Annotated in this window: 20 protein-coding genes; 10 read left to right on the top strand and 10 right to left on the bottom strand. The window is 71.6% G+C overall.

Going from position 1 to position 22349, the window contains the following annotated elements; translation table 11 throughout:
• Window positions 1-11: 11 nt before the first annotated feature.
• Both IFU19_RS10695 and IFU19_RS10690 read right to left on the bottom strand, forming a co-directional pair.
• Window positions 12-1127 (bottom strand): hypothetical protein, encoded by a 1116-nt coding sequence (locus IFU19_RS10695; protein WP_192013707.1) that lies wholly within the window; start codon window positions 1125-1127, stop codon window positions 12-14.
• Window positions 1124-1654: a sigma-70 family RNA polymerase sigma factor gene (locus IFU19_RS10690; protein ID WP_192013705.1), complete on the bottom strand. Its 531-nt coding sequence runs from the start codon at window positions 1652-1654 to the stop codon at window positions 1124-1126. The genes IFU19_RS10695 and IFU19_RS10690 overlap by 4 nt, the downstream gene beginning before the upstream one ends.
• A gap of 169 nt (window positions 1655-1823) precedes the next feature.
• Between IFU19_RS10690 and pcp the strand changes: the two genes are divergently transcribed.
• Window positions 1824-2462 carry a pyroglutamyl-peptidase I gene (gene pcp / locus IFU19_RS10685; RefSeq protein ID WP_192013703.1) on the top strand — a complete coding sequence of 213 codons (639 nt, stop codon included), beginning with the start codon at window positions 1824-1826 and terminating at the stop codon, window positions 2460-2462.
• A gap of 21 nt (window positions 2463-2483) precedes the next feature.
• On the opposite strand, the gene IFU19_RS10680 is transcribed toward pcp, so the two are convergent.
• Window positions 2484-3668: a benzoate/H(+) symporter BenE family transporter gene (locus IFU19_RS10680; RefSeq protein ID WP_070408272.1), complete on the bottom strand. Its 1185-nt coding sequence runs from the start codon at window positions 3666-3668 to the stop codon at window positions 2484-2486.
• 107 nt (window positions 3669-3775) lie between these two features.
• A complete protein-coding gene (ispG, locus tag IFU19_RS10675) occupies window positions 3776-4927 on the bottom strand; it encodes a flavodoxin-dependent (E)-4-hydroxy-3-methylbut-2-enyl-diphosphate synthase (protein WP_181015976.1) in 1152 nt (383 codons plus the stop codon).
• A 207-nt stretch (window positions 4928-5134) separates the two neighbouring features.
• On the opposite strand from ispG, the gene IFU19_RS10670 reads away from it, so the two are divergent.
• Entirely contained in the window at window positions 5135-7075 is a 1941-nt protein-coding gene (locus IFU19_RS10670; RefSeq protein ID WP_192013701.1) for an anthranilate synthase family protein, read from the top strand.
• 114 nt (window positions 7076-7189) lie between these two features.
• On the opposite strand, the gene IFU19_RS10665 is transcribed toward IFU19_RS10670, so the two are convergent.
• On the bottom strand, window positions 7190-8506 hold the full coding sequence (locus IFU19_RS10665) for a site-2 protease family protein (protein WP_192013699.1): 1317 nt from the start codon (window positions 8504-8506) through the stop codon (window positions 7190-7192).
• A gap of 87 nt (window positions 8507-8593) precedes the next feature.
• On the opposite strand from IFU19_RS10665, the gene IFU19_RS10660 reads away from it, so the two are divergent.
• Complete coding sequence (locus tag IFU19_RS10660) at window positions 8594-10258, top strand: Mur ligase family protein (RefSeq protein WP_192013697.1); 1665 nt, start codon at window positions 8594-8596, stop codon at window positions 10256-10258.
• A 106-nt stretch (window positions 10259-10364) separates the two neighbouring features.
• Here the strand turns inward: IFU19_RS10660 and dxr are convergent, their stop codons facing one another.
• Complete coding sequence (gene dxr, locus IFU19_RS10655; protein WP_192013695.1) at window positions 10365-11447, bottom strand: 1-deoxy-D-xylulose-5-phosphate reductoisomerase; 1083 nt, start codon at window positions 11445-11447, stop codon at window positions 10365-10367.
• Between the two features lie 9 nt (window positions 11448-11456).
• The gene (locus IFU19_RS17050; RefSeq protein ID WP_192013693.1) at window positions 11457-12419 is read right to left on the bottom strand and encodes an FKBP-type peptidyl-prolyl cis-trans isomerase; all 963 of its coding nucleotides are present in this window, start codon (window positions 12417-12419) and stop codon (window positions 11457-11459) included.
• A gap of 211 nt (window positions 12420-12630) precedes the next feature.
• On the opposite strand from IFU19_RS17050, the gene IFU19_RS10645 reads away from it, so the two are divergent.
• The 4 genes from IFU19_RS10645 (at window position 12631) to dhaM (ending at window position 15811) form a co-directional block, all read left to right on the top strand.
• Window positions 12631-13332 carry a lysophospholipid acyltransferase family protein gene (locus tag IFU19_RS10645; RefSeq protein ID WP_194717045.1) on the top strand — a complete coding sequence of 234 codons (702 nt, stop codon included), beginning with the start codon at window positions 12631-12633 and terminating at the stop codon, window positions 13330-13332.
• Window positions 13333-13419: 87 nt separating this feature from the next.
• Window positions 13420-14415, top strand: coding sequence for a dihydroxyacetone kinase subunit DhaK (gene dhaK / locus IFU19_RS10640; protein WP_192013691.1), 996 nt, complete (start codon window positions 13420-13422; stop codon window positions 14413-14415).
• Window positions 14412-15050 carry a dihydroxyacetone kinase subunit DhaL gene (gene dhaL / locus IFU19_RS10635; RefSeq protein WP_192013689.1) on the top strand — a complete coding sequence of 213 codons (639 nt, stop codon included), beginning with the start codon at window positions 14412-14414 and terminating at the stop codon, window positions 15048-15050. The genes dhaK and dhaL overlap by 4 nt, the downstream gene beginning before the upstream one ends.
• Window positions 15047-15811 (top strand): dihydroxyacetone kinase phosphoryl donor subunit DhaM, encoded by a 765-nt coding sequence (dhaM, locus tag IFU19_RS10630; RefSeq protein WP_192013686.1) that lies wholly within the window; start codon window positions 15047-15049, stop codon window positions 15809-15811. Before dhaL ends, dhaM begins: the two co-directional genes overlap by 4 nt.
• 10 nt (window positions 15812-15821) lie before the next feature.
• On the opposite strand, the gene IFU19_RS10625 is transcribed toward dhaM, so the two are convergent.
• Window positions 15822-16787, bottom strand: a complete 966-nt coding sequence (locus IFU19_RS10625) for a sugar-binding transcriptional regulator (RefSeq protein WP_055834901.1) — start codon at window positions 16785-16787, stop codon at window positions 15822-15824.
• Between the two features lie 109 nt (window positions 16788-16896).
• On the opposite strand from IFU19_RS10625, the gene IFU19_RS10620 reads away from it, so the two are divergent.
• From IFU19_RS10620 to glpK, 3 genes are all read left to right on the top strand, one after another.
• A complete protein-coding gene (locus IFU19_RS10620) occupies window positions 16897-18615 on the top strand; it encodes a glycerol-3-phosphate dehydrogenase/oxidase (RefSeq protein WP_055834898.1) in 1719 nt (572 codons plus the stop codon).
• A gap of 123 nt (window positions 18616-18738) precedes the next feature.
• Complete coding sequence (locus IFU19_RS10615) at window positions 18739-19494, top strand: MIP/aquaporin family protein (protein ID WP_055834894.1); 756 nt, start codon at window positions 18739-18741, stop codon at window positions 19492-19494.
• Window positions 19495-19589: 95 nt separating this feature from the next.
• Complete coding sequence (gene glpK, locus IFU19_RS10610) at window positions 19590-21101, top strand: glycerol kinase GlpK (RefSeq protein WP_055834891.1); 1512 nt, start codon at window positions 19590-19592, stop codon at window positions 21099-21101.
• 238 nt (window positions 21102-21339) lie between these two features.
• On the opposite strand, the gene IFU19_RS10605 is transcribed toward glpK, so the two are convergent.
• Both IFU19_RS10605 and IFU19_RS10600 read right to left on the bottom strand, forming a co-directional pair.
• A complete protein-coding gene (locus tag IFU19_RS10605; RefSeq protein ID WP_191915295.1) occupies window positions 21340-21819 on the bottom strand; it encodes a hypothetical protein in 480 nt (159 codons plus the stop codon).
• A gap of 44 nt (window positions 21820-21863) precedes the next feature.
• Window positions 21864-22334, bottom strand: coding sequence for an OsmC family protein (locus tag IFU19_RS10600; RefSeq protein WP_055834885.1), 471 nt, complete (start codon window positions 22332-22334; stop codon window positions 21864-21866).
• Window positions 22335-22349 lie beyond the last annotated feature (15 nt).

Here is a 22349-nt window from a genome sequence, read left to right as displayed (position 1 = left end):
ATGCCGAGAGCTCAGCCGAGGGCGGAGATGATCGCCGCGGTCACGGCTCGCAGCTGTTCCCTCGACAGATTCTCGCCGCTGACGTCGACGACCCCTCCGGCGGCGTTCGCGAGAAGGCGCCCGCCGTTGCCGTCTGCTGCGGGCATCCACCAGGCTGCCTGCGCTCCGCCGACCTCGACGGGGCTGCCGCCCGACTGCTCCCCCTCACCCGGATCGGATCGCGCACCCGCGGCGAGGCCGACCCGCAGGCTGGGAGGATTCGTCTCGTCGTACGAGACCGGGGCGAACGTGCACCAGGATGCCGCGCCCCGGGCCGTGAGAACCTCCCAGGCTTGACCTTGCGGCACGTTGTCGGTTCCGAGCGGTCCGAGATCGTCACGCCCGAGTGCCCCCTCCACCGCCCCCTCGAGCTGCTCGCCGCAGTCGGCGAGGCGCCACGCGCCGGGCGAGAGGGGCCGCTCGGTCCCCGGCGACACGGCTGCGCGCGCACCCGCCTCCGCGACCGCACGTACTGCGGTGGCGCCGTCGTCGGAACCGACGACCACCCACGCGTCGCCGAACCGCTCCGAGTAGTCGCAGGGTCCACCCCCGTCGCAGACGGGTGCCGCGCCCACCCGCGACCGGACCTCGTCCGGCACGACGGACCACGGCAGGACGGTGAGGTTCACCACCTGCCATTCGGTCGGGTCCTGGGCGCGCCACTGGCACGAGATCCCGCCTAGCCACCTCGCGTCCCACACGATCGGCTCCCGCGACAGCCGCATCTCCGCGCCCGCGATGGCCGAGACCGTGCTGTCGTCGAAGACGGTCGAACAGTCGCCGCCGAAAGCCAGAGCCGGCGCGGTCGGGGTCGGCGAGGGAGCGGTCGGGCTCAGGGTGGGCGTCGGCGTCGCGGTGAAGCGGGGCGTCGGCGCGGTCGCGCTCGGCGACGGCGAGGTCGCGATCTCGGGCGCGCTCAGCGTCGACGTCGCCGCCACTCCCCCGGCGATCGCGACGATCAGCGCCGCCGCCACCGATCCCGCGATCCAGGTGCCCCGGTGGGCGCCCGTCGGGGTGATCCCCCGCGCACCGCCGAGGATGCGTGCGCGCATCGCCGCTCGCTCATCGGGCGTCAGCTCGTCGTTCATGCCCGTGCTCCTTCCGGCGCGAGGTCGTCGCGCATCTTCGCCTTCGCGCGGGCGAGACGCGACTTGACCGTTCCCGCGGGGATGCCGAGGGCTTGGGCCACCTCGCGTTCGGCGTAGCCCTCGAGCACCGCCAGCACGACGACGGCCTGCTCCCGTTCGGGGAGCCGTTTCAGGGCGCCCAGCACGGCGCCGTCGTCGACGTCGGGCGCCGGAGCGGGCAGTGCCGCGGGCACACGCTCGAGCAGGGTGCGGTACCGCCTCCCCGAGCGCTCGAGGTTGCGGGCGCAGTGCGCCACCGCCGTCAGCAACCACGGCAGCGGAGACCCGTCGACCAGACGCACCGACGCGCGTTTGCGCCAGAGTTCGAAGAACGCCACCGTCACGGCATCCTTCGCGTCCTCCCGGTGCGTGAGCAGTCTCGTGGCGTGGCGGAACAGCCGCGCTTCGTGCCGATCGAACAGCGCGGCGAGCGCGAGCTCGTCGCCTCGGCATACCCGGGACCAGAGCCCGGCGTCGTCGTCATCCACACTCTGTAGTGTCCACATCCCGCCCATCGGTTCCCTCGCGGGGAATGTTTCCGATGTCGAATCGGTAACGGCGTCGCCGATCGGCGTCGACGGGCGCGCCGGATGCCGGGTGTGCGGCCCCCGCGCCGCGGGCATCGTCGACGCAGCCCCCGCGCCGTAGCCTGGAACGATGACCACGGTGCTTCTCACGGGCTTCGAGCCGTTCGCCGGTGACGCCACCAACCCCTCCGGCGATGCGGTGCGTGCCGTCGCGGCGGGCTGGAGCGGCCCCGAAGAGCTGATCGTCGAGGTGCTGCCGGTCACCTTCGACCGGGCGGACGCGCAGCTGCGGGCCCTCATCGACCGGCATCGACCCGACGTGGTGATCGCCACGGGACTCGCCGGCGGTCGCACGCAGGTCACCCCGGAGCGCGTGGCCATCAACCTGGCCGATGCCCGCATCCCCGACAACGACGGCGCCCAGCCCGTCGACCGCCCGATCGTCGAGGGCGCGCCCGCGGCGTACTTCGCGACCGTCCCGGTCAAGGCGATGGCGGCGGCGATGGGCGAGGCCGGCGTTCCCGCCGCGGTGTCGTACTCGGCGGGCACGTTCGTGTGCAATCACGTGATGTTCGCCGCCCTGCACGCGACGGCGTCGACGCCCGGGGCGCGCGCGGGGTTCGTGCACGTCCCGTACGCGAGCGAGGACGCCCCCGCCGGCGCCCCGTCGCTCCCGCTGGACGACATCGTGCGCGCGCTCGAGAGCGCGGTGCGCGCCGCGATCGACGTGCCGACGGATCTCGCCGTGTCGGCCGGCACCCTGCACTGAGGCCGCGCGCAGCCCCCGGGCTCACCCGGCGCGGCGCCCCACGTGCAGCACCGCACGCGTGACGAGGCCCGCCACGAGCGCCCAGAAGGCCGCGCTCACCCCGAACACCGCGATCCCGGATGCCGCGACCAGGAACGTCACCACGGCGGGGAGCCGCTCGCCGGGATCATCGATGGCCTGCTGCACCGCCGAGCCGAACGCGCCGAACAGCGCGACGCCCGCCACCGCCGGTATGACGCCGGCCGGGGCCAGCAGCACGATCGCGGCGAAGGCCGCCGACAGCGCGCCCAGCACGAGATAGGTGCTGCCCGCCGAGACGCCCGCCACCCAGCGCTTCTTCGGGTCGGGGTGGGAGTCGGGGCCGGCGGCGATCGCCGCGCTGATGGCCCCCAGGTTCATCGCGTGTCCGCCGAAGCCCGCCGCGGCGGCCGATCCGAGGCCGGTGACCAGCATCGCGGGGCGCCACGGGATCGTGTAGCCGAGGCTGCGCATCACCGCGACGCCGGGGACGTTCTGCGACGCCATGGTCACCACGAACAGCGGCAGCGCGATGCCCACCACCGATCCGACGGTGAGCGTGGGGACGGTGAACTCCAGCCGAGGCAGCAAGGTCGCGGCATCCGCGTCGACGCCGGTGCGCGCCAGCTCCACGGCGACCACGGCGATGGCGGCGAGGAAGGCCAGCGGCACGGCCCAGCGGGGCAGCAGACGCGAGGCCACGAGCCAGACGATCAGCACCGGTGCCACGCCCCACGGGTCTTGGATCAGGCCCAGGAACGGGGCCACGCACAGCGGCAGCAGCACGCCGGCCAGCATCGCCTGCGCGATCGAGGGGGGAATGCGGGCGATCAGGGCCCCGAGCGGGGGGAACAGCGCGGTGCAGAGGATGAGCGCCGCCGACACGAGGAAGCCGCCCACGACGGCGGGCCATCCGCCGTCGACCGCACCCGTGGCGGCGAGCAGTGCGACGCCGGGGGTCGACCACGCGACGGTGATGGGAATGCGGTAGCGCCCCGCGAGCACGATGCACCCGACACCGACGACGAGGGTGATGGCGAGCAGCCCGCTGGCCGCCTGCTCCGCCGTCGCCCCGACGGCCCGGAGACCGGTGAGGACGACCGCGAAGGTGCTGGTGAAGCCGACGAGGGCGGTGACCACCCCGGCGATGAGCGGACGGGTGAGGGAGGCGGCGGGATTCTCGGTCATGACGATGCCGACGCTAGCGGACCGTCACGGCGCAACGCCCGCACTGCGCACGCAGGCCAGCGCTCGGCGCGCCGGGTCTCCCCGCGGCCGGGCGGAGCCGGGGCGCGTCAGGCCGTGATGACCTGCGCGGTGCCGGTGGCGGCGTCGGGGCCCATCTCGGCGGCGAGGCGGTTGGCCTCGGCGATGAGGGTCGCCACGATCTCGGACTCGGGGACGGTCTTCACGACCTCGCCCTTCACGAAGATCTGGCCCTTGCCGTTGCCGGAGGCGACGCCCAGGTCGGCGTCGCGCGCTTCTCCGGGGCCGTTGACGACGCAGCCCATGACGGCCACGCGCAGCGGCACGGTCATGTCCTTGAGGCCCTCGGTGACGTCGTCGGCGAGCGTGTAGACGTCGACCTGCGCACGGCCGCACGAGGGGCACGAGACGATCTCGAGCTTGCGCTCGCGGAGGTTCAGCGACTGCAGGATCTGGTGGCCGACCTTGACCTCTTCGGCGGGCGGGGCCGAGAGCGAGACGCGGATCGTGTCGCCGATGCCCTCCGACAGCAGGATGCCGAAGGCCGTGGCGCTCTTGATCGTGCCCTGGAACGCGGGGCCGGCCTCGGTGACGCCGAGGTGCAGGGGCCAGTCGCCCCGCTCGGCGAGCAGTCGGTAGGCCTTCACCATGACGATGGGGTCGTTGTGCTTGACCGAGATCTTGAAGTCGTGGAAGTCGTGCTCCTCGAACAGCGAGGCCTCCCACACGGCGCTCTCGACGAGTGCCTCGGGCGTGGCCTTGCCGTACTTCTCGAGCAGGCGGCGATCGAGCGACCCGGCGTTCACGCCGATGCGCAGCGACACGCCCGCGGCCTTGGCCGCCTTCGCGATCGCGCCGACCTGGTCGTCGAACTTGCGGATGTTGCCCGGGTTCACGCGCACCGCGCCGCAGCCGGCGTCGATTGCCTGGAAGACGTACTTCGGCTGGAAGTGGATGTCGGCGATGACCGGGATCTGGCTCTTCTTGGCGATGATGTGCAGCACGTCGGCGTCGTCTTGCGACGGCACGGCCACGCGCACGATCTCGCAGCCGGATGCCGTGAGCTCGGCGATCTGCTGAAGGGTGGCGTTGATATTGGTGGTGGGAGTCGTGCACATCGACTGCACACTCACGGGGGCGTCACCGCCCACGAGCACCTTGCCCACCTTGATCTGGCGGGTCTTGCGACGAGGCGCGAGGACCTCCGGCACGCGGGGCATCCCGATGTTCACTGCAGGCACGGACTCAGCCTACGCCGTGGTACCCGGACGGGGGCTGAAGGTGCCCTGTGGTAGGTTCGGCGCCATGCGCGCGCACACATCCTGGTGGCACACCGTCTAGGCGGTGCGCTCGCATGCAACAGACCGCCCTCCCCCTGGGGAATCCGGGCGGTCTTCGTGTTTTCGGCGGCCGCTTTGGACCCTCGCTCACAGACGGAAGTTATCTCGATGACCGGGCCCGACCCCTCCTCCCTGCTCCTCGACCTCGCCGCAGGTTCTGCTCCCTTCGCCGTGATCGCCCGTGACGGCGTCACGGTCGAGGTCCTCACGGGCGACGTCGTCGACGTCGACCTGCTGGCCGACGTGCCGCTCGTCGACGACGCCGGCACACCCCGCGAAGTGCTCGCCCTCGTGCCGTACCGCCAGGTGCGCGAGCGCGGCTTCGTCTGCCACGACGACGGCGCGCCGCTGCGATGCCTCGTCATCGACCAGCGCGTCTCGCTCCCCCGCGCCGAGGTGCTGGCATCGCTGCCGACGACCGCGATCCCCCTGCACGACGCCGGCTTCGACATCACCGACGAGGACTACGCCGACATCGTGCGCGAGGTCATCGCCGATGAGATCGGCCGCGGCGAGGGTGCCAACTTCGTCATCCGTCGCGACTTCGTCGCCGGGGTCGACGTCGACCCGCGGATCGCCGCGCTCACCTGGTTCCGCGCGCTGCTCGAGCACGAGAAGGGCGCCTACTGGACCTTCGCCGTCGTCACCGACGGGCACATCGCCGTGGGCGCGAGCCCCGAGGCGCACGTCAGCGCCCAGGGCGGCATCGTCACGATGAACCCCATCTCGGGCACCTTCCGCCACCCGGCGGGCGGGGCGACGGCCGAGACCCTCGCGGAGTTCCTGCGCTCGACCAAAGAGACCGAAGAGCTCTTCATGGTCGTCGACGAGGAGTTGAAGATGATGAGCGCCGTCTGCAGCGACGGCGGACGCATCACCGGTCCCCACCTCAAAGAGATGTCGCGCCTGACGCACACCGAGTACATGCTGCGCGGGCGCAGCGACCTCGACCCGCGCGACATCCTGCGCGAGACGATGTTCGCGCCCACCGTCACCGGCTCCCCCATGCAGAACGCCTGCACGGTGATCGCGCGCCACGAGACGACCCCCCGCGGCTACTACTCCGGCGTCGCCGCGCTCTTCACCCCGAACGGCGCCACCGAGGGACCCACGCACGACCTCGACGCGCCCATCCTCATCCGCACGGCCTATCTGGTCGACGGGCGACTGCGCGTGCCGGTCGGCGCGACGCTCGTGCGCCACTCCGACCCGTACGGCGAGGTCGGCGAAACCCACGGCAAGGCCGCCGGCGTGCTCGGCGCGATCGGCGCGATCCCCCGCGACACGACGCCCGCCGCTCCCGCCGACGCCGACCCCGACGCACCGGCGGCCCCGCGCCGCCCCCTCGGCGAGGATCCCGCGATCGCCGAGCTGCTGGCATCCCGCAACGACCGCCTCGCACCGTTCTGGATGAACCCGCAGGATCCCGACGCCTCCGGTCCCTTCGCGGGCCGCACGGCGCTCGTCGTCGACGCCGAGGACCGCTTCACCACGATGCTCGCGCACCAGCTGCGCCACCTGGGTCTCGACACCCGTATCGTGCACTGGTCCGAGGTCTCCGACGACGACCTCGACGCCGCCGACCTGGTGGTCTCGGGCCCCGGCCCCGGCGACCCGCGCGACGACAGCCCGCGCATGAGCGCGATGCGCCACGTCGTCGGACGCCGCCGCGCCGCATCGACGCCGCTGCTGGCGGTGTGCCTGAGCCACCAGATCCTCGCCGACTCACTGGGGATCGACCTCGAGCCCCTCGCCCGGCCGCACCAGGGCCTGCAGAAGAGCGTCGAGCTGTTCGGCGAATCCGCCTCGATCGGGTTCTACAACACGTTCACGGCGCGGGTGGCTGCCGGGGACACGCGGCGCGGCCTCGCCGTCGGCTCCGCGGCCGGCACGACGCAGACCGTCACCGACGTCGCGGCGGATGCCGAGACGGGCGACGTCTACGCGCTCCGCGGCCCGGGCTACGCCTCGGTGCAGGGTCACCTCGAGTCGATCCTGTCGCGCGACGGCATGCGCACGCTCGAGCGTCTCATCTCCCACGTGCTCTGAGGCCGGGGGCGAACAGCACGCCTCCTGCATGAGCGGCAGCGGCCGCCTCCGTTCCGGGTGCGGCCGCGTCGATGTGCCGGAGCACTGCGCCGGCGACGAGAGCGCCGCGTCCGCCTAGAGCAGCTTCACCGGGTTGAAGATGTCGGCGAGGAACAGCACGCCGCCCATCCCCACGAGCAGGATCACCACCACGAAGGTCACCGGCACCAGGCGGGTCGCGTCGACCGGCTTCGCGATGCGCCCGCGAGCGCGCGCGAGGGCTTTCTTCAGACCGTCCCAGAGGGCGACGACGATGTGGCCGCCGTCGAGCGGCAGCAGCGGGATGAGGTTGAAAACGAAGAGGGCGACGTTCAGACCCGCCAGCAGGGCGATGATCCACTGCACACGGTCGAGGATCGGCGCGTCCACCGCGGCGATGTCGCCCGCGAGGCGGCCCGCACCCACCACGCTCATGGGGCTGCTGGGGTCTCGGGGCTGACCGGTGAGGGTGTCGACCGCGGTGTCGTAGATGCGCACGGGCAGGGTCGCCACGATCCGGCCGACCGCCTCGATCTGGGTGACGGTCGCCTGGGGACCGCTCCACAGGGGCTGCGGCACGAGCGACTGCTGCGCGGTCACGCCGGCGAAGCCGACGGTCTCGAACTCGGGGGCACCCGACGCGTCGACGACCGGGCGGCCCTGGGCGTCGGTCACGGCGCGATCGGTGGTCTGCGGGGTGAACTGCATGGTCTGCTGCGCCCCGTCGCGCTCGATGACGACCGAGAGCGGCGTGCCCGGCGAGCGCTGGATGATCGCCGCGGCGTCGGCGAACGTCGCCACCGGCGTCCCGTCGATCGACACGATCGTGTCGCCCGGCTCGATGCCCGCGGCGGCGGCGGGGGCGACGGGATCGGCCGACGTGCACGCGTCGCGCTGCTGGCTCGCCGGGATCACGCACTGCGAGACCGACGCGACGGTGGTGGTGCCCTGCTGCACGCCGATTCCGCTCAGCGCGATCGAGAACAGCACGACGGCGAGCACGAGGTTCATCAGCGGGCCGCCGAGCATGACGATCACGCGCTTCCAGACCGGGAGCTTGTAGAAGACGCGATCGTCGGCGGCGACGAGCGTCTCGGCGTTGGCGTCGCGGGCGTCCTGCACCATCGTGGCGAAGAAGCGCGACCGGCGGGTGCCGGGCTCGTCCTCGTCGGGGGCGGGCGGATACATGCCCGCCATCGAGATGTATCCGCCGAGCGGCAGGGCCTTGACGCCGTACTCGGTCTCGCCGATGCGCCTGGACCAGAGCGTGGGCCCCAGGCCGATCATGTACTGCCCGACGCGCACGCCGAAGAGCTTGGCGGGCACCAGGTGCCCGACCTCGTGCAACGCGATCGAGACGGCCAGGCCGAGCACGAGCACGATGACGCCGAGGAGGAACGCGATCGCAGTCACCCGGCGACGATACCGCCGTATCCCTTTGAACCGCCCGTGCGGCCGCGATGCGGTGTCTGTGCGACACCGGATGCGACAATGGACAAGATGCCGACCCACGTGCCCTCGAACCTCCCGCCCGTGCTCCGGCCGGAGCGTCCGCCCCGCCGCGACCTCGCGGAACTCGCCCGCCGCTTCGGCGTGCGCAGCTCCGGCGACGTCGACGGCACGACCCTCACCGGCATCACGCTGGCCACCGCCGACCTGCGCGCGGGCGAGGCCTTCGTCGCGATCCGCGGAGTCAACCGCCACGGTGCCGAGTTCAGCGCGACCGCCGCCGAGCGCGGTGCGGTCGCGGTGATCACCGATGCCGACGGCGCCGAGATCGCAGGACCCGCGGGTCTTCCGATCGTCGTGGTCGACGACCCCCGCGCCCTGCTGGGCGACCTGTCGGCCTGGGTCTACGGCACCGGTCCCGACGACGAGCTCCCCCAGTTGCTCGCCACGACCGGCACGAACGGCAAGACGAGCGTGTCGCACCTGCTCGAGGGGATCCTGGGGCAGCTCGGGGTCGTCACGGGTCTGTCGTCGACGGCCGAGCGTCACATCGCGGGCGACGTCATCGTGTCGCGGTTGACGACTCCCGAGGCCTCGGAGTTCCACGCCCTGCTCGCCCTCATGCGCGAGCGCGGTGTGCAGGCCGTCGCGGTCGAGGTCAGCGCGCAGGCGCTCACCCGGCACCGCGTCGACGGTCTGGTCTTCGACGTCGCCGGCTTCACCAACCTCACCCACGACCACCTCGACGACTACGCCGACATGCGCGAGTACTTCGAGGCCAAGCTCCCGCTGTTCCGTCCCGACCGCGCACGACGGGGGGTCGTCTGCCTCGACTCCGCCTCGGGTGCCGAGATCGCGGCCCGCGCCGAGATCCCGGTCGTGACCATCGCGACACCGGCCATCGCCGACGACGCCGCCGCGGCGGAGCACGCCGACTGGGTCGTCGAGATCGTCGACGAGCGTCAGGAGGGCACCGAGTTCACGCTGCGCGATCGCGCGGGCCGCTCGCTCACCACGGTGGTGCCGGTGATCGGCCGGCACATGGCCGCCAACGCGGGTCTGGCGATCGTCATGCTGCTCGAGACCGGCTACACGTGGGAGCACCTGTTCAGCACCCTCGACGGCGAGCGCATCGAGGCCTCGCTCCCCGGCCGCACGCAGCTCGTCTCGGGCGCCGACGGGCCCGCGGTCTACGTCGACTTCGGGCACTCCCCCGACGCGTTCGAGAAGACGCTCGCGGCGGTCCGCCGCGTGACGCCCGGAAAGGTCGTCATGGTGTTCGGCGCCGACGGCGATCGCGACGCGACCAAGCGTCTCGACATGGGCCGCACCGCCGTCCTGGGCAGCGACGTGCTCATCGTCACCGACCACCACCCCCGTCACGAGAACCCGGATGCCATTCGCACGGTGCTCGTCGAGGGCGCGCGCCGCGCCCGTCCCGACGCCGAGATCCACGAGTTCACCCCGCCCGAGCGGGCGATCCTCGAGGCCGTGAAGCTCGTCGGCGAGGGCGACGCCATCCTGTGGGCCGGCCCCGGCCACCAGGACTACCGCGACATCCGGGGCGTTCGCACCCCGTACTCGGCCCGTGAGCTCTCGCGCCGCGCGCTGCGCGCGGCCGGCTGGGCCGTGCCGGATCCGCAGTGGCCGGTTCCGTACCCCGCCGACCGGACGCCCTCGTCGGATCCCGAGCGCCCGGTCGACTTCCCGGCCTGACGCCCGCCGTCCCGCGGATCCGCGGCCCGACGCCGCCCGGCGCGTGAGGACGGCTCTGCCGCCCCGCGCGCGAAGTCCCGCGGGAGCGGGAGCCCGCGAGCCGTCGTCAGCGCGCGGCGATGATCTCGTCGGCCGTGCGTCGCGCCCAGGCCTCGGCCTCGGCCAGCGACTCCCGCGTGAGCGTGGACGGCGGCTCGTGCTGGTCGACCACGCGCTCGATGAGGTCGACGATGCCCAGGAAGCTCAGTCGCCCCTCGTGGAACGCGTCGACGGCCTGCTCGTTGGCGGCGTTGAACACGACGGGGTAGGTCGCCCCCGCGCGTCCGACGCGCTTGGCGAGGGCGACCGAGCCGAAGGCCTCCTCGTCGAGGGGCTCGAAGGTCCACTGCGACGCGCGCGTCCAATCCAGGGGCGCGCCGACGCCGGCGACGCGGTGCGGCCAGTCGAGCCCGAGCGAGATGGGCAGTCGCATGTCGGGCGGCGACGCCTGGGCGATCGTGGAGCCGTCGACGAACTCCACCATCGAGTGCACGATCGACTGCGGGTGCACCGTGACGTCGATGCGGTCGTAGGGCACGTCGAACAGCAGGTGCGCCTCGATGACCTCGAGGCCCTTGTTGACCAGGGTCGCGGAGTTCGTGGTGACCACGCGGCCCATGTCCCAGGTGGGGTGCGCGAGCGCCTCGGCGGGGGTGACGTCGGCGAGCTGGGCACGCGAGCGCCCGCGGAAGGGGCCTCCGGATGCCGTGAGCACCAGCCGGCGCACCTCGTGCGCCTCACCGGAGCGCAACGCCTGCGCGATCGCGGAGTGCTCGGAGTCGACCGGAACGATCTGGCCCGGCGCGGCGAGCGCGGTGACGAGCGAACCGCCGACGATCAGCGACTCCTTGTTGGCGAGGGCGAGGGTGCGGCCCTCTTCGAGCGCGGCGATCGTGGGGCCGAGGCCGACCGAACCGGTGATGCCGTTGAGCACCACGTCGGCGTCGACGTCGCGGACGAGCTGCTCGGCGTCGATCGCGCCGAGCGCCGTGTGCTCCACGCCGAACTCGACGGCCTGCGCCTGGAGTCCGGCGCGATCGGTGCCGGCGGCGAGGCCGACGACCTCGAAGCGGTCGGCGTTGGCGCGGATGACGTCGAGCGCCTGCGTGCCGATCGAACCGGTGGAACCGAGGATGAGGACGCGGCGCATCCCGTCAGCCTACTGAGCGGCGGCGGGAGCGTGCTGGACGCCGAGGATGTCGACCACGAAGACGAGGGTCGAGTTCGCCGGGATCGCTCCCTGCTCCTGGTCGCCGTAGCCGTCGGCGGGAGGGATGACGGCGAGCACCTGCGAACCGACCGTCTGGCCCTCGAGTGCCTGCCGGAAGCCCGCGACGACACCCGTGGTCGGGAACTCGGTGGGCATGCCCTTGTCCCAGCTCGAGTCGAACACGGTACCGCCGTCGTAGAGCACGCCGGTGTACTGCACGATCACCTGGTCGCCGGGGTTGACCACGTCGCCGTCGCCCCGGCGCAGGTTCTCGATGCGCGTCTCGGCGGGAGCGGGCGTGGTCGGCACGGTGATGGTGGGAGCGCCGTCGTCGGCCAGCGTGACCGTGGGCATGCCGTCGACAGGCGGGACCTCGGTGCCGGTGGCGCGCGTGGGCAGCTCTGCGATGGCGTCGGCCACGAGCACGTAGGCCGGCGACCCGTCGCCGAGCAGCCCGGCGGGGAAGGTCGACACCGTGCGCGAGCCGATCGGCACGCACGACAGGGCCGCGCCGAAGATCTGCTGCGCGTTGACGACCATGTCCATGCCCGCGGGATCGGTCGTCAGGGAGTCGAGCGCGACGGCACCGCTGGCGGCGTCGATGACGGTGTAGTTCGCCTTGACGATGTCGCCGGGGGCGATCTCGGCGCCCGAGCCCTCGATGAGGGTGGTGCGCTGCACGTCGGTCGGCGCGAAGCCGTCGGGACGCGTGACGGTGACGGGGCCCTGGAAGTCGCCCGACACCTCGAGCCCGGCGGGGACCTCGCCGGTGAACGGGGTCTGGCACGCTCCGGCGTCCGGGGTCGCACTGGCATCCGGGGTCTGCGCCTGGTCGGGCGAACCGGTGCATCCGGCCAGCAGCAGCACGGCGGCGGCGGCGACGGACAGGGAAGCGATCGGGCGGAAGCGCACGGGAGACCTCTCGAGAAGAACGGGGAACGTCCATCCTGACGCACCCGGCTTTGTCGATCCTGGGAGTCCCCGCGCGCACACCGTCGCGCCCGGGCACGCAGACGCGGGTGCGCACACGCGGGCGGGCATGCGCGACCCGGCATGCGGCGGCGAGTAACCTCGACGGGTGAGTTCCGACGCTGCCGAGACCCCCGCCGCCGCGCCGCAGCAGATGGGTGCGGCCTACGGCCTCGGCCGTTTCCTGATCGCCCCGCTGGCGCGGGCCGTCTACCGCCCGCGCATCGAGGGTCGTGAGAACGTGCCGCGCACGGGCCCGGTGATCTTCGCCAGCAACCATCTGTCGTTCATCGACTCGATCGCCATCCCGGTCGCCGCTCCCCGCCCCGTGCACTTCATGGCGAAGTCGTCGTACTTCGAGAAGTGGGCCTCGCGGCAGTTCTTCACCGCCATCGGCGCCATCCCCGTCGAGCGCGGCGCCGGTCAGAAGGCCCTCGACGCGCTCGATCAGCAACGCGCCCTGCTCGACGACGGCCGCGCGGTGGCCCTGTACCCCGAGGGCACGCGGTCTCTCGACGGCCGGTTGTACAAGGGGCGCACGGGTGTGGCGTTCCTCGCTCTGCAGACCGGGGCCCCCGTCGTTCCGGTCGGCCTCATCGGCACCGACAAGGTCATGCCCGTGGGCGCGAAGATCCCGACGACCCAGGAGCGCATCACGGTGCGCTTCGGCACGCCCCTCGACCTCTCCCCGCACGGCCCCGCGTCCTCGGGCCGCGCCCGTCGACTCGCGACCGACGAGATCATGGCCGCGATCCACGCGCTCAGCGAGCAGCAGCTCGCGAACGCGTACAACGAGGCTCCGGCCCAGAACCCTCTCGAGCGCATCAAGCAGGTCTTGCCGCACGAGCGCCTCTGAGCCTTTGCCGCTTGACGCGGCGACGCACGGCGAGCAGGGTCGGGAGTGACGGCCCCGAGCCGTCGACGCCACGACGAGGAGGCACCCGTGAAGAAGTTCGTGAACGACCCGGCCGACGTTCTGGCCGAAGCTCTGCGAGGGATCCAGGCCGCGCACCCCGAGTTACGGGTGGATGCCGAGAACCGGGTGATCCTGCGGGCGGAGCCCACGCGCGCGGGCAAGGTGGCGCTGGTGTCGGGCGGAGGGTCCGGTCACGAGCCGATGCACGGCGGGTTCGTCGGGCGGGGCATGCTCGACGCCGCCGCCGCGGGCGAGGTGTTCACCTCCCCCACCCCCGACCAGGTGCTCGCCGCCACGCAGGCGGTCGATGCGGGAGCCGGCGTGCTGCACATCGTGAAGAACTACACCGGCGACGTGCTGAACTTCGAGATGGCGGCCGAGCTCGCCGCCGCCGAGGGCGTCGAGGTCGAGTCGGTCCTCGTCGCCGACGACGTGGCCGTGCAGGATTCGACCTGGACCGCCGGACGCCGCGGGACCGGCACCACCGTCATCCTCGAGAAGATCGTCGGGGCACGGGCCGAAGAAGGCGCCGACCTCGCCGCCGTGGCCGATCTCGCCCGACGTGTCGCCGCCGCCGGGCGTTCGATGGGCGTCGCGCTCACGAGTTGCACGGTGCCCGCCGCCGGTCGCCCCACGTTCGAGCTGCCCGACGACGAGATGGAGGTCGGAGTCGGCATCCACGGCGAACCGGGCCGCTCGCGCGTGAAGCTGGCATCCGCGCACGAGATCGCCGGCCTCCTGGTCGACCCGATCGTCCACGACTTCGGCGAGCCGGTGGGACCGGCGATCGTGCTGCTGTCGGGTCTGGGCGCAACGCCCCTCATCGAGCAGTACCTGCTCTACGGAGAGATCGCTCCGCTGCTGGCCGCGGCCGGCGTCGAGGTGCAGCGGGTCCTCATCGGCGACTACATCACGAGTCTCGACATGGCCGGCGCCTCGCTCACCGTCGTGAAGGCCGACGACGAGATGCTGCGCCTCTGGGATGCGCCCGTCGTGACCCCGGGCCTGCGGTGGGGCGCATGAGCGGCACCGTCGCGCTCGACGACCTCGTGTCGTGGATCCGGGCGTTCCGCGACACCGTCCAGCAGCACAAAGACGAGCTGACGCAGCTCGACTCCGCCATCGGCGACGCCGATCACGGCTCGAACATGGCGCGCGGTCTCGATGCCGTCGTCGCGCGGCTCGACCCCCTGCCCGCCAGCCCGACCGACCTGTTCAAGACCGTCGGAATGACGCTCGTCTCGTCGGTCGGCGGCGCGAGCGGTCCGCTGTACGGCACCCTGTTCCTGCGCATGGGGCCCGCGCTGAGCGAGGGAGAGGTGGATGCCACCACCCTCGGTGCCGCCCTCCGCGCCGGCGTCGAGGGGGTCGTCGCCCGGGGCAAGGCCGAGCTCGGCGACAAGACGATGATCGACGCGCTCTCGCCCGCCGTGGACGCCTGGGACACCGCCGCGGCCGCCGGGGCGACGCCGGCCGACGCCGCGCGGGCCGCGGCCGAGGCGGCGGCCCGCGGTCGCGACGCGACCGAGCCGCTCGTCGCCCGCAAGGGCCGGGCGAGCTACCTCGGCGAGCGCAGCGCCGGCCACCTCGACCCCGGGGCGACCTCGGCGACGATGCTGCTCGAGGCACTGCGCGACACGTTGGCGGCGTCCGAGTGATCGGGATCGTCGCGGTCTCGCACAGCCGCGCGCTGGCCGATGCCGCCGTGCACCTGGCCCTGCAGATGGGCGGCGAGCAGCCGCCCGGGGTGCGCGTGGCCGCGGGCGGTCCCGACGGCGATCTGGGCACGGATGCCGTCGCCATCGCCGCCGCGATCGACGACGCCGACTCCGGCGACGGGGTGCTCGTGCTGATGGACCTCGGTTCCGCGATCCTCAGCGCCGAGACCGCCCTCGGGTTCGTCGCCGCGCCCGACCGGGTGCGGCTGAGCTCCGCGCCGTTCGTCGAGGGGCTCGTGGCCGCGGTGGTCACCGCGGCCGGCGGCGCCGACCTCGACGCCGTGGCCGCCGAGGTGCGGGGCGCGGGCGCGGCGAAACAGCGTCAGCTCGGCGAGGGCGAGGCCACGGCATCCGCGGATCGCGACGACGAACCGACGGCGCACGGCATCGACTCCCAGAGTTCTGCACCCTTAGGCGAGAAGGACGCGATCTCGTTCGAGACGGTGGTCGTCAACCCGTCGGGCCTGCACGCGCGCCCGGCGGCCACGTTCGTCAAGGCGGCGTCGCGGTACGACGCCGAGGTGCGTATCGCCGACCTCGACGCGGGCTCCGACGAGGTGTCGGCGCGGAGCCTGCTCGCTCTCATGGCGCTCGGCGTCCGGCAGGGTGCACGGGTGCGGGTGAGCGCGAGTGGCCCGCAGGCCCGTCAGGCCCTCGACGAGCTCCGCGCCCTGATCGACGAGGGCTTCGGCGAGCGCTGACCGAGGCGGGTCAGCGGGTCACGCTCAGCAGGCGGCGCGCCAGCGACTCCTCGACGACGAGCTCCGTGATCAGACCGGCGGCGAGGGCCCCTCGCAGGCCGTCGAGCTTCGAGAGGCTCGACACGACGCAGAAGCGGCGCGGAATGCGCCGGACCGTGTCGAGGTCGGGCCCGCTGGAGCGCGCGTTCAGTTCGGGGACGTCGCTCGAGCCGTCGGCGCGGTAGAACACCGTCGCGCAGTCCCCCACGATGCCCTCGCGTTCGATGACGGCGCGGTCGCGCTCGTCGAAGTAGTCGCCGCTGTAGACGTGCGAGGGCACGTCGGCGTGCGGCGAGCCGAGGCCGAAGACGAACAGGCCGACGCGCTGCTGGATCTCGAGCACGGAGCGCACCGAGCGCTCCCGCCACATCGCCTGCTTGGTGCGCGGGTCGTCGAACAGCGCGGGCACCGGGAATTGGTGCACCGACGACGACCAGGCGGTGCCGAACTTCGACAGGATCTCGCCGGCGTACGGGATGCCGGAGGTGCGCACGTTCGCGGCTCCGTTCATCTGCACGATGTGGGTGTCATGCACGTCTTTCAGCGGCACGTGACGGGCGACGGCCGAGAGGGTCGACCCCCAGGCGACGCCGACGGTCATCGACGACTCCACCCGCTCGGCGAGGATGCGCGCCGCGGTCAGCGCCGTGCGCTCCAGGCGCTCGGCCTCGGAGGTGCGGGCCGGGGTCGGCACGACGTGCGCGGTGATGCCGAATCGATCGGCGATGCGCTGTGCCATCTGGCCCCGGGCGTCGTCGGGCGGGCTGATCGAGATCGTGACGAGACCCACGTCGCGGGCGTGCTGGAGCAGGCGCGACACCGACGAGCGTGACACGCGCATCTCGTGCGCGATGGCGTCCATCGTCAGGTCCTGCATGTAGTACAGCTGCGCCGCGCGCAGTGCATCACGGGACCGCTCTTCCGCCTGCGTCACCATGGTTGCGTTCCCATGAACACCATTGTGCACGTTTGTTCAAGGGGCTTGCAACAACGTGCAGACAGGCGCATTGTGACTGTCGTACCAACAACGAAAGGTCGCAGTCGACATGTCGTCCCCCGCAACACAGCTCCGCGCCGACGTCCAGGCGCTCCGCGACGCCGAGAACCTCGACGTCCTCATCATCGGCGGGGGCATCAACGGCCTCGCCACCCTCCGCGATCTCGCCCTGCAGGGCGTCAGCGTCGCCCTCGTCGAGCGCGGCGACTTCGTGTCGGGCGCCTCGTCGGCGTCGAGCCACATGGTGCACGGCGGTATCCGTTACCTCGAGAACGGCGAGTTCCGCCTCGTCAAAGAGGCCGTGACCGAGCGCAACGACCTGCTCAAGACCGCGCCCCACTACGTCAAGCCGCTCGAGACGACGATCCCGATCTACAAGACGTTCTCCGGCATCCTGTCGGCGCCCTTCCGCCTGCTCGTCACGCACGGCCGCGGAAAGCCCAACGAGCGTGGTGCGCTGCTGATCAAGGTCGGCCTCATCATGTACGACACCTTCTCGCGCGACGGCGGCTCCGTTCCCCGCCACAAGTTCCTCGGCAAGAAGAAGTCGCTGACCGAGCTCCCCCAGCTCAACCCCGACCTGGCTTACACGGCCACGTACTTCGACGCCTCGATGCACGACCCCGAGCGCATCGCGCTCGACGTGCTGCGCGATGGCATCGAAGCCGGTGCCGGTCGCACCCAGGCCGTCAACTACGTCTCGGCCGTCGGTGCCGACGCGAACGGCGTGCGCGTGCGCGACGAGGTCTCGGGCGAGGAGTTCTCGGTCAAGGCGAAGGTCGTGCTCAACACCGCCGGCCCCTGGACCGACCTCGCGAACTCCGCCATGGGGCTCACGACGCAGTTCATGGGCGGCACCAAGGGCTCGCACATCGTGCTCGACAACCCGGAGCTGTTCGCGGCGACCGGTGGGCGCGAGATCTTCTTCGAGCACTCCGACGGCCGCATCGTGCTCATCTACCCGCTCAAGGACCGCGTCCTCGTCGGCACGACCGACATCGACGCCGACCCGTCGAAGCCGGTCGTGTGCACCGACGACGAGATCGAGTACTTCTTCGACCTGATCGGCCATGTGTTCCCCCGCGTCGCCGTCGACCGCTCGCAGATCGTGTACACCTTCTCGGGTATCCGTCCGCTCCCCCGCCACGACGACACCGCGCCCGGCTTCGTGTCGCGCGACTACCGCATCGTCGAAGACGAGGTCGCCGGTGTCCCCTCGATGAGCCTCGTCGGCGGCAAGTGGACCACGTTCCGCGCGCTGGCCGAGCACTTGAGCATGAAAACGCTGCAGAAGCTGCGTCGTCCGCACCGCATCAGCACGCAGGGCCTGCCCATCGGTGGCGGCGCGGGCTTCCCCTCGACCCCCGAGCAGCGGCGCCGCTGGATCGCCACGCGCACGAATGCGCACTCGGCCGAGCTCGTGGATGCCATGCTCGAGCGGTACGGCACGCGCGCCGACGCGATCCTCGCGGTTCTCCCCGCCGAGCCCACCGCCCTGGCGGACGCGGCCGGTTACTACCGCGAAGAGCTGGTCTGGATCGCCCAGAACGAGCAGGTCGTGCACCTGATCGACGTGCTGCTGCGCCGCACCCACCTCGCCTTCGTGGGCGGGATGACCGAGCGCACGCTGCGAGAGGTCGCCGAGACGATCGCGGAGCCCCTCGGTTGGGACTCCGCCCGTGTCGACGAAGAAGTGAACCGCACGACCGAGATCCTGCGCTCCGCCCACCGCGTCGATCTGGCGTCGGCCGGCGTCGCGCGAATCTGAGAGAACGTGCGGGCGCGCCGCCTGTTGCGCGCCCGCACGCTCGCCGTAGGTTCGGAGCACCGAGCCGCATAACACCACCCGTGCCGAAGTTGTCCGGGTGACAGAAGAAAGGTCGATGACGACATGCAAGAAGTCAACTTGGGGCTGTACTTCCTCTCGGAGGTGGTCGGCACCGCGATGCTCATCCTGCTGGGCTGTGGCGTGGTCGCCAACGTGGCCCTGGCCAAGACCAAGGGCAACGCCGGCGGCACCCTGATGGTCAACTGGGGATGGGGCCTGGCGGTCTTCGCCGGTGTCATCGTCTCGGCGTACTCCGGTGCGCAGCTGAACCCGGCCGTCTCGATCGGCCTCCTCGTGGCCGGCAAGATCGCCTTCGTCCAGTTCCTCGTGGCCGTGGCCGCGCAGCTGGTCGGTGCCATCATCGGCGCCGTGCTCGCGTGGGCGTCCTACAAGCAGCACTTCGACGACGAGCCCGACCCGGCCGCCAAGCTGGGCGTGTTCTCGACCGGCCCCGCGATCCGTTCGTACGGCTTCAACTTCCTCACCGAGGTCATCGCCACCTTCGTCCTGGTCTTCGTGATCTTCGGCTTCGGTGACTACGGCGTGGCCGACATCGGCGTTCCGGGTGGCATCGGCGGTCTCGCGGCCGTTCCCGTCGCCCTGCTCGTGGTCGGCATCGGCGCCTCGCTCGGTGGTCCCACCGGTTACGCCATCAACCCGGCCCGTGACCTCGGCCCCCGCATCGCGCACGCGATCCTCCCCATCAAGGGCAAGGGTTCCAGCGACTGGGGCTACGCCTGGGTGCCGGTCGCCGGTCCCCTCGTCGGTGGTCTGCTCGCGGGTCTGCTGGCCCCCGTGCTGCTCAGCCTCGGCAACTGACACTCCCGCGGGGGCGACGCGCCCCTCGACTGCGCGTCGCCCCCGCACCCGTCTTCATCCCTTCCTCACACTGAACTAGACAAAGGAGTCCTTCCATGGCCGACTACGTCCTCGCCATCGACCAGGGCACGACCTCGACGCGCGCGATGATCTTCGACAAGTCCGGGAGCGTCGTCTCCGTCGGGCAGAAGGAGCACGAGCAGATCTTCCCGCGCGCGGGATGGGTCGAGCACGACCCCCTCGAGATCTGGCGCAACACCCAGGAGGTGATCGGCCTGGCCCTCAGCCGCGCCGACATCACCCGCCACGACATCGCCGCCGTCGGCATCACCAACCAGCGCGAGACCGCGGTGGTCTGGGACAAGAACACCGGCAAGCCCGTCTACAACGCCATCGTGTGGCAGGACACCCGCACGCAGTCGATCGTCGACCGTCTCGCCGACGGCGACCCGGAGCGCTACAAGAGCGTCGTCGGCCTGCCCCTGGCGACGTACTTCTCGGGCACGAAGATCGTCTGGATCCTCGAGAACGTCGACGGAGCCCGCGAGAAGGCCGAAGCCGGCGACCTCGTGTTCGGCACCACCGACACCTGGGTGCTGTGGAACCTCACCGGCGGTATCGACGGCGGCGTCCACGCCACCGACGTGACCAACGCCAGCCGCACCCTGTTCATGGACCTCGAGACCCTCGAGTGGCGCGACGACATCCTCGCCGACTTCGGCGTGCCGCGCTCGATGATGCCCGAGATCCGCTCCTCGTCCGAGGTGTACGGCGCCGTCGAGTCCTCGTCGCTGCTGCGCGAGACCCCGATCGCCGGCATCCTGGGCGACCAGCAGGCCGCGACCTTCGGCCAGGCCGCCTTCGACCCGGGTGAGAGCAAGAACACCTACGGCACCGGTAACTTCCTCATCTTCCAGACGGGTGAAGAGATCGTCCGCTCGAAGAACGGGCTGCTGACCACCCTCGGATACAAGCTCGGCGACCAGCCCGCGCACTACGCACTCGAGGGATCGATCGCCGTCACCGGCTCGCTCATCCAGTGGCTGCGCGATCAGCTCGGCATCATCTCCTCGGCTCCCGAGGTGGAGGCCCTGGCCCGCACCGTCGACGACAACGGCGGGGTGTACTTCGTCCCGGCGTTCTCGGGTCTGTTCGCGCCGTACTGGCGCCCGGATGCCCGCGGTGCGATCGTCGGCATGACCCGCTTCGTCAACAAGGGCCACATCGCCCGCGCGGCCCTCGAGGCCACGGCCTTCCAGACCCGCGAGGTGCTCGAGGCCGTCAACGCCGACTCGGGCGTCGACCTGACCGAGCTCAAGGTCGACGGCGGCATGACCGCCAACGACGAGCTCATGCAGTTCCAGGCCGACATCCTCGGCGTGCCGGTCGTGCGTCCCGTCGTCGCCGAGACGACGGCCCTCGGTGCCGCCTACGCCGCGGGCCTCGCCGTCGGCTTCTGGAACAACCTCGACGACCTCCGCGCCAACTGGCAGGAAGACAAGCGCTGGGAGCCCGACATGGACTCCGACGAGCGCGACCGCGAGCTGCGCCTGTGGAAGAAGGCCGTCACCAAGTCGATGGACTGGGTCGACGACGACGTGCGCTGAGCACCCTCTTCACGAAACGGACCCCGTCGGCCTCGCGCCGGCGGGGTCCTTTCCGTTGCGCGACCGAGCGACATCGCCGGCGGTGCCCAACGTGTCGGGACTCCCGGCGGGGCACGCACGACTCCTGCACACCCCGCGCTCGGAGCGCGAAGGGCCCCTCGCGAGGTCACGATGCCGGAGCCGTGCTCGCCGCGGCGCCCGCGACACGCCGGGTCTCCGGCATCCGGATGCCGAGAACTCAGCGTTCAGGCTTGGGATACGCCGCCCGCATGACATCGGACTGCAGGTAGTCCGACACCCCGATCAGCAGCACCGCGAAGAGGATCTGCTCGGTGACGACCCAGAACGGGTACAACCCGGGGATGGCCGCGAGCACCAGGGCCACGATGGGGAAGATCCGGCTGAACAGCTGCAGGCGGCGGAACGCCCAGTACCACCCGGCGCGAGCGCGCCACAGGAAGTAGAACAACGTCGTGGTGATGGCGAGCACGACGAGGCAGCGCATCCACACCGCGAGGCCGACGTCGGCGCCGTCGAGCGTCATGACCAGCGCAATGACGACGGTGGCGATCCCCAGCACAAAGCCGATCGCCAGCAGGACGGTGACCGAGCGGAACGACCGGACCACGCGGGGGTCGTCGGAGACGGCGACGCGATGATCGGCGTGGCGTCCGCCGGCGATCCGGTCGAGGCGGCGGAGGGCCGGTTCGAACTGCATGCGCTCACTGTACGACGCCGCCGCGCGCCGCCGCAGCGGACGGCTCAGCCGACGGTGATCTCGGGTTCGTGACGCACGGGGAAGTTCACCGAGTTCGCGATGAAGCACCACTCGCGCGCCTGCCGGTGTGCGGCGCGGGCGGCCTCGACCATCGACTCCTCCGCGACCTGCACGCGAGGACGAAGCACCACCTCGGTGAACGCCCCGCCGCTGTTGCCGTCCTCCTGCATCGTGCCCGACGCATCGTCGACATACGCGGTCACGACGACGCCGGTGGTGACGCAGGCGTGCAGGTACGACAGCAGGTGGCATTCGCTCAGCGCCGCGAGCAGCAGCTCTTCGGGGTTCCACTTGCCGGGGTCGCCGCGGAAGGGCGTGTCGGCGGATGCCGCGACCTCGGGCTTGCCGTCGACGTGGAGCGTGACGGAGCGGTCGTAGTCGCGGTAGCCGCTCGTCCCGCTCCCCCGGTCGCCGGTCCAGGTCGAGCGCAGGCGGTAGTGGTGTTCTCCGTTCATGCTGTCCAGTCTGCC

It is taken from the genome of Microbacterium sp. CFBP 8794 (assembly GCF_014841235.1).
Lineage (GTDB): Bacteria > Actinomycetota > Actinomycetes > Actinomycetales > Microbacteriaceae > Microbacterium.
The sequence above is the reverse complement of the archived record's forward strand: the minus strand, read 5'-3'. Positions and strand labels throughout refer to the sequence as shown.

Bases quoted from the DNA above. Each gene is read 5' to 3' on its own strand.
- IFU19_RS10605 (WP_191915295.1), bottom strand. From the start codon at position 21,819: ATGCAGTTCGAACCGGCCCTCCGCCGCCTCGACCGGATCGCCGGCGGA.
- dhaL (WP_192013689.1), top strand. From the start codon at position 14,412: ATGAGCGGCACCGTCGCGCTCGACGACCTCGTGTCGTGGATCCGGGCG.
- IFU19_RS10680 (WP_070408272.1), bottom strand. From the start codon at position 3,668: ATGACCGAGAATCCCGCCGCCTCCCTCACCCGTCCGCTCATCGCCGGG.
- dxr (WP_192013695.1), bottom strand. From the start codon at position 11,447: ATGCGCCGCGTCCTCATCCTCGGTTCCACCGGTTCGATCGGCACGCAG.
- IFU19_RS10645 (WP_194717045.1), top strand. From the start codon at position 12,631: ATGGGTGCGGCCTACGGCCTCGGCCGTTTCCTGATCGCCCCGCTGGCG.
- IFU19_RS10695 (WP_192013707.1), bottom strand. From the start codon at position 1,127: ATGAACGACGAGCTGACGCCCGATGAGCGAGCGGCGATGCGCGCACGC.
- IFU19_RS10625 (WP_055834901.1), bottom strand. From the start codon at position 16,787: ATGGTGACGCAGGCGGAAGAGCGGTCCCGTGATGCACTGCGCGCGGCG.
- IFU19_RS10600 (WP_055834885.1), bottom strand. From the start codon at position 22,334: ATGAACGGAGAACACCACTACCGCCTGCGCTCGACCTGGACCGGCGAC.
- pcp (WP_192013703.1), top strand. From the start codon at position 1,824: ATGACCACGGTGCTTCTCACGGGCTTCGAGCCGTTCGCCGGTGACGCC.
- IFU19_RS10620 (WP_055834898.1), top strand. From the start codon at position 16,897: ATGTCGTCCCCCGCAACACAGCTCCGCGCCGACGTCCAGGCGCTCCGC.
- IFU19_RS10660 (WP_192013697.1), top strand. From the start codon at position 8,594: ATGCCGACCCACGTGCCCTCGAACCTCCCGCCCGTGCTCCGGCCGGAG.
- IFU19_RS10670 (WP_192013701.1), top strand. From the start codon at position 5,135: ATGACCGGGCCCGACCCCTCCTCCCTGCTCCTCGACCTCGCCGCAGGT.
- IFU19_RS10615 (WP_055834894.1), top strand. From the start codon at position 18,739: ATGCAAGAAGTCAACTTGGGGCTGTACTTCCTCTCGGAGGTGGTCGGC.
- glpK (WP_055834891.1), top strand. From the start codon at position 19,590: ATGGCCGACTACGTCCTCGCCATCGACCAGGGCACGACCTCGACGCGC.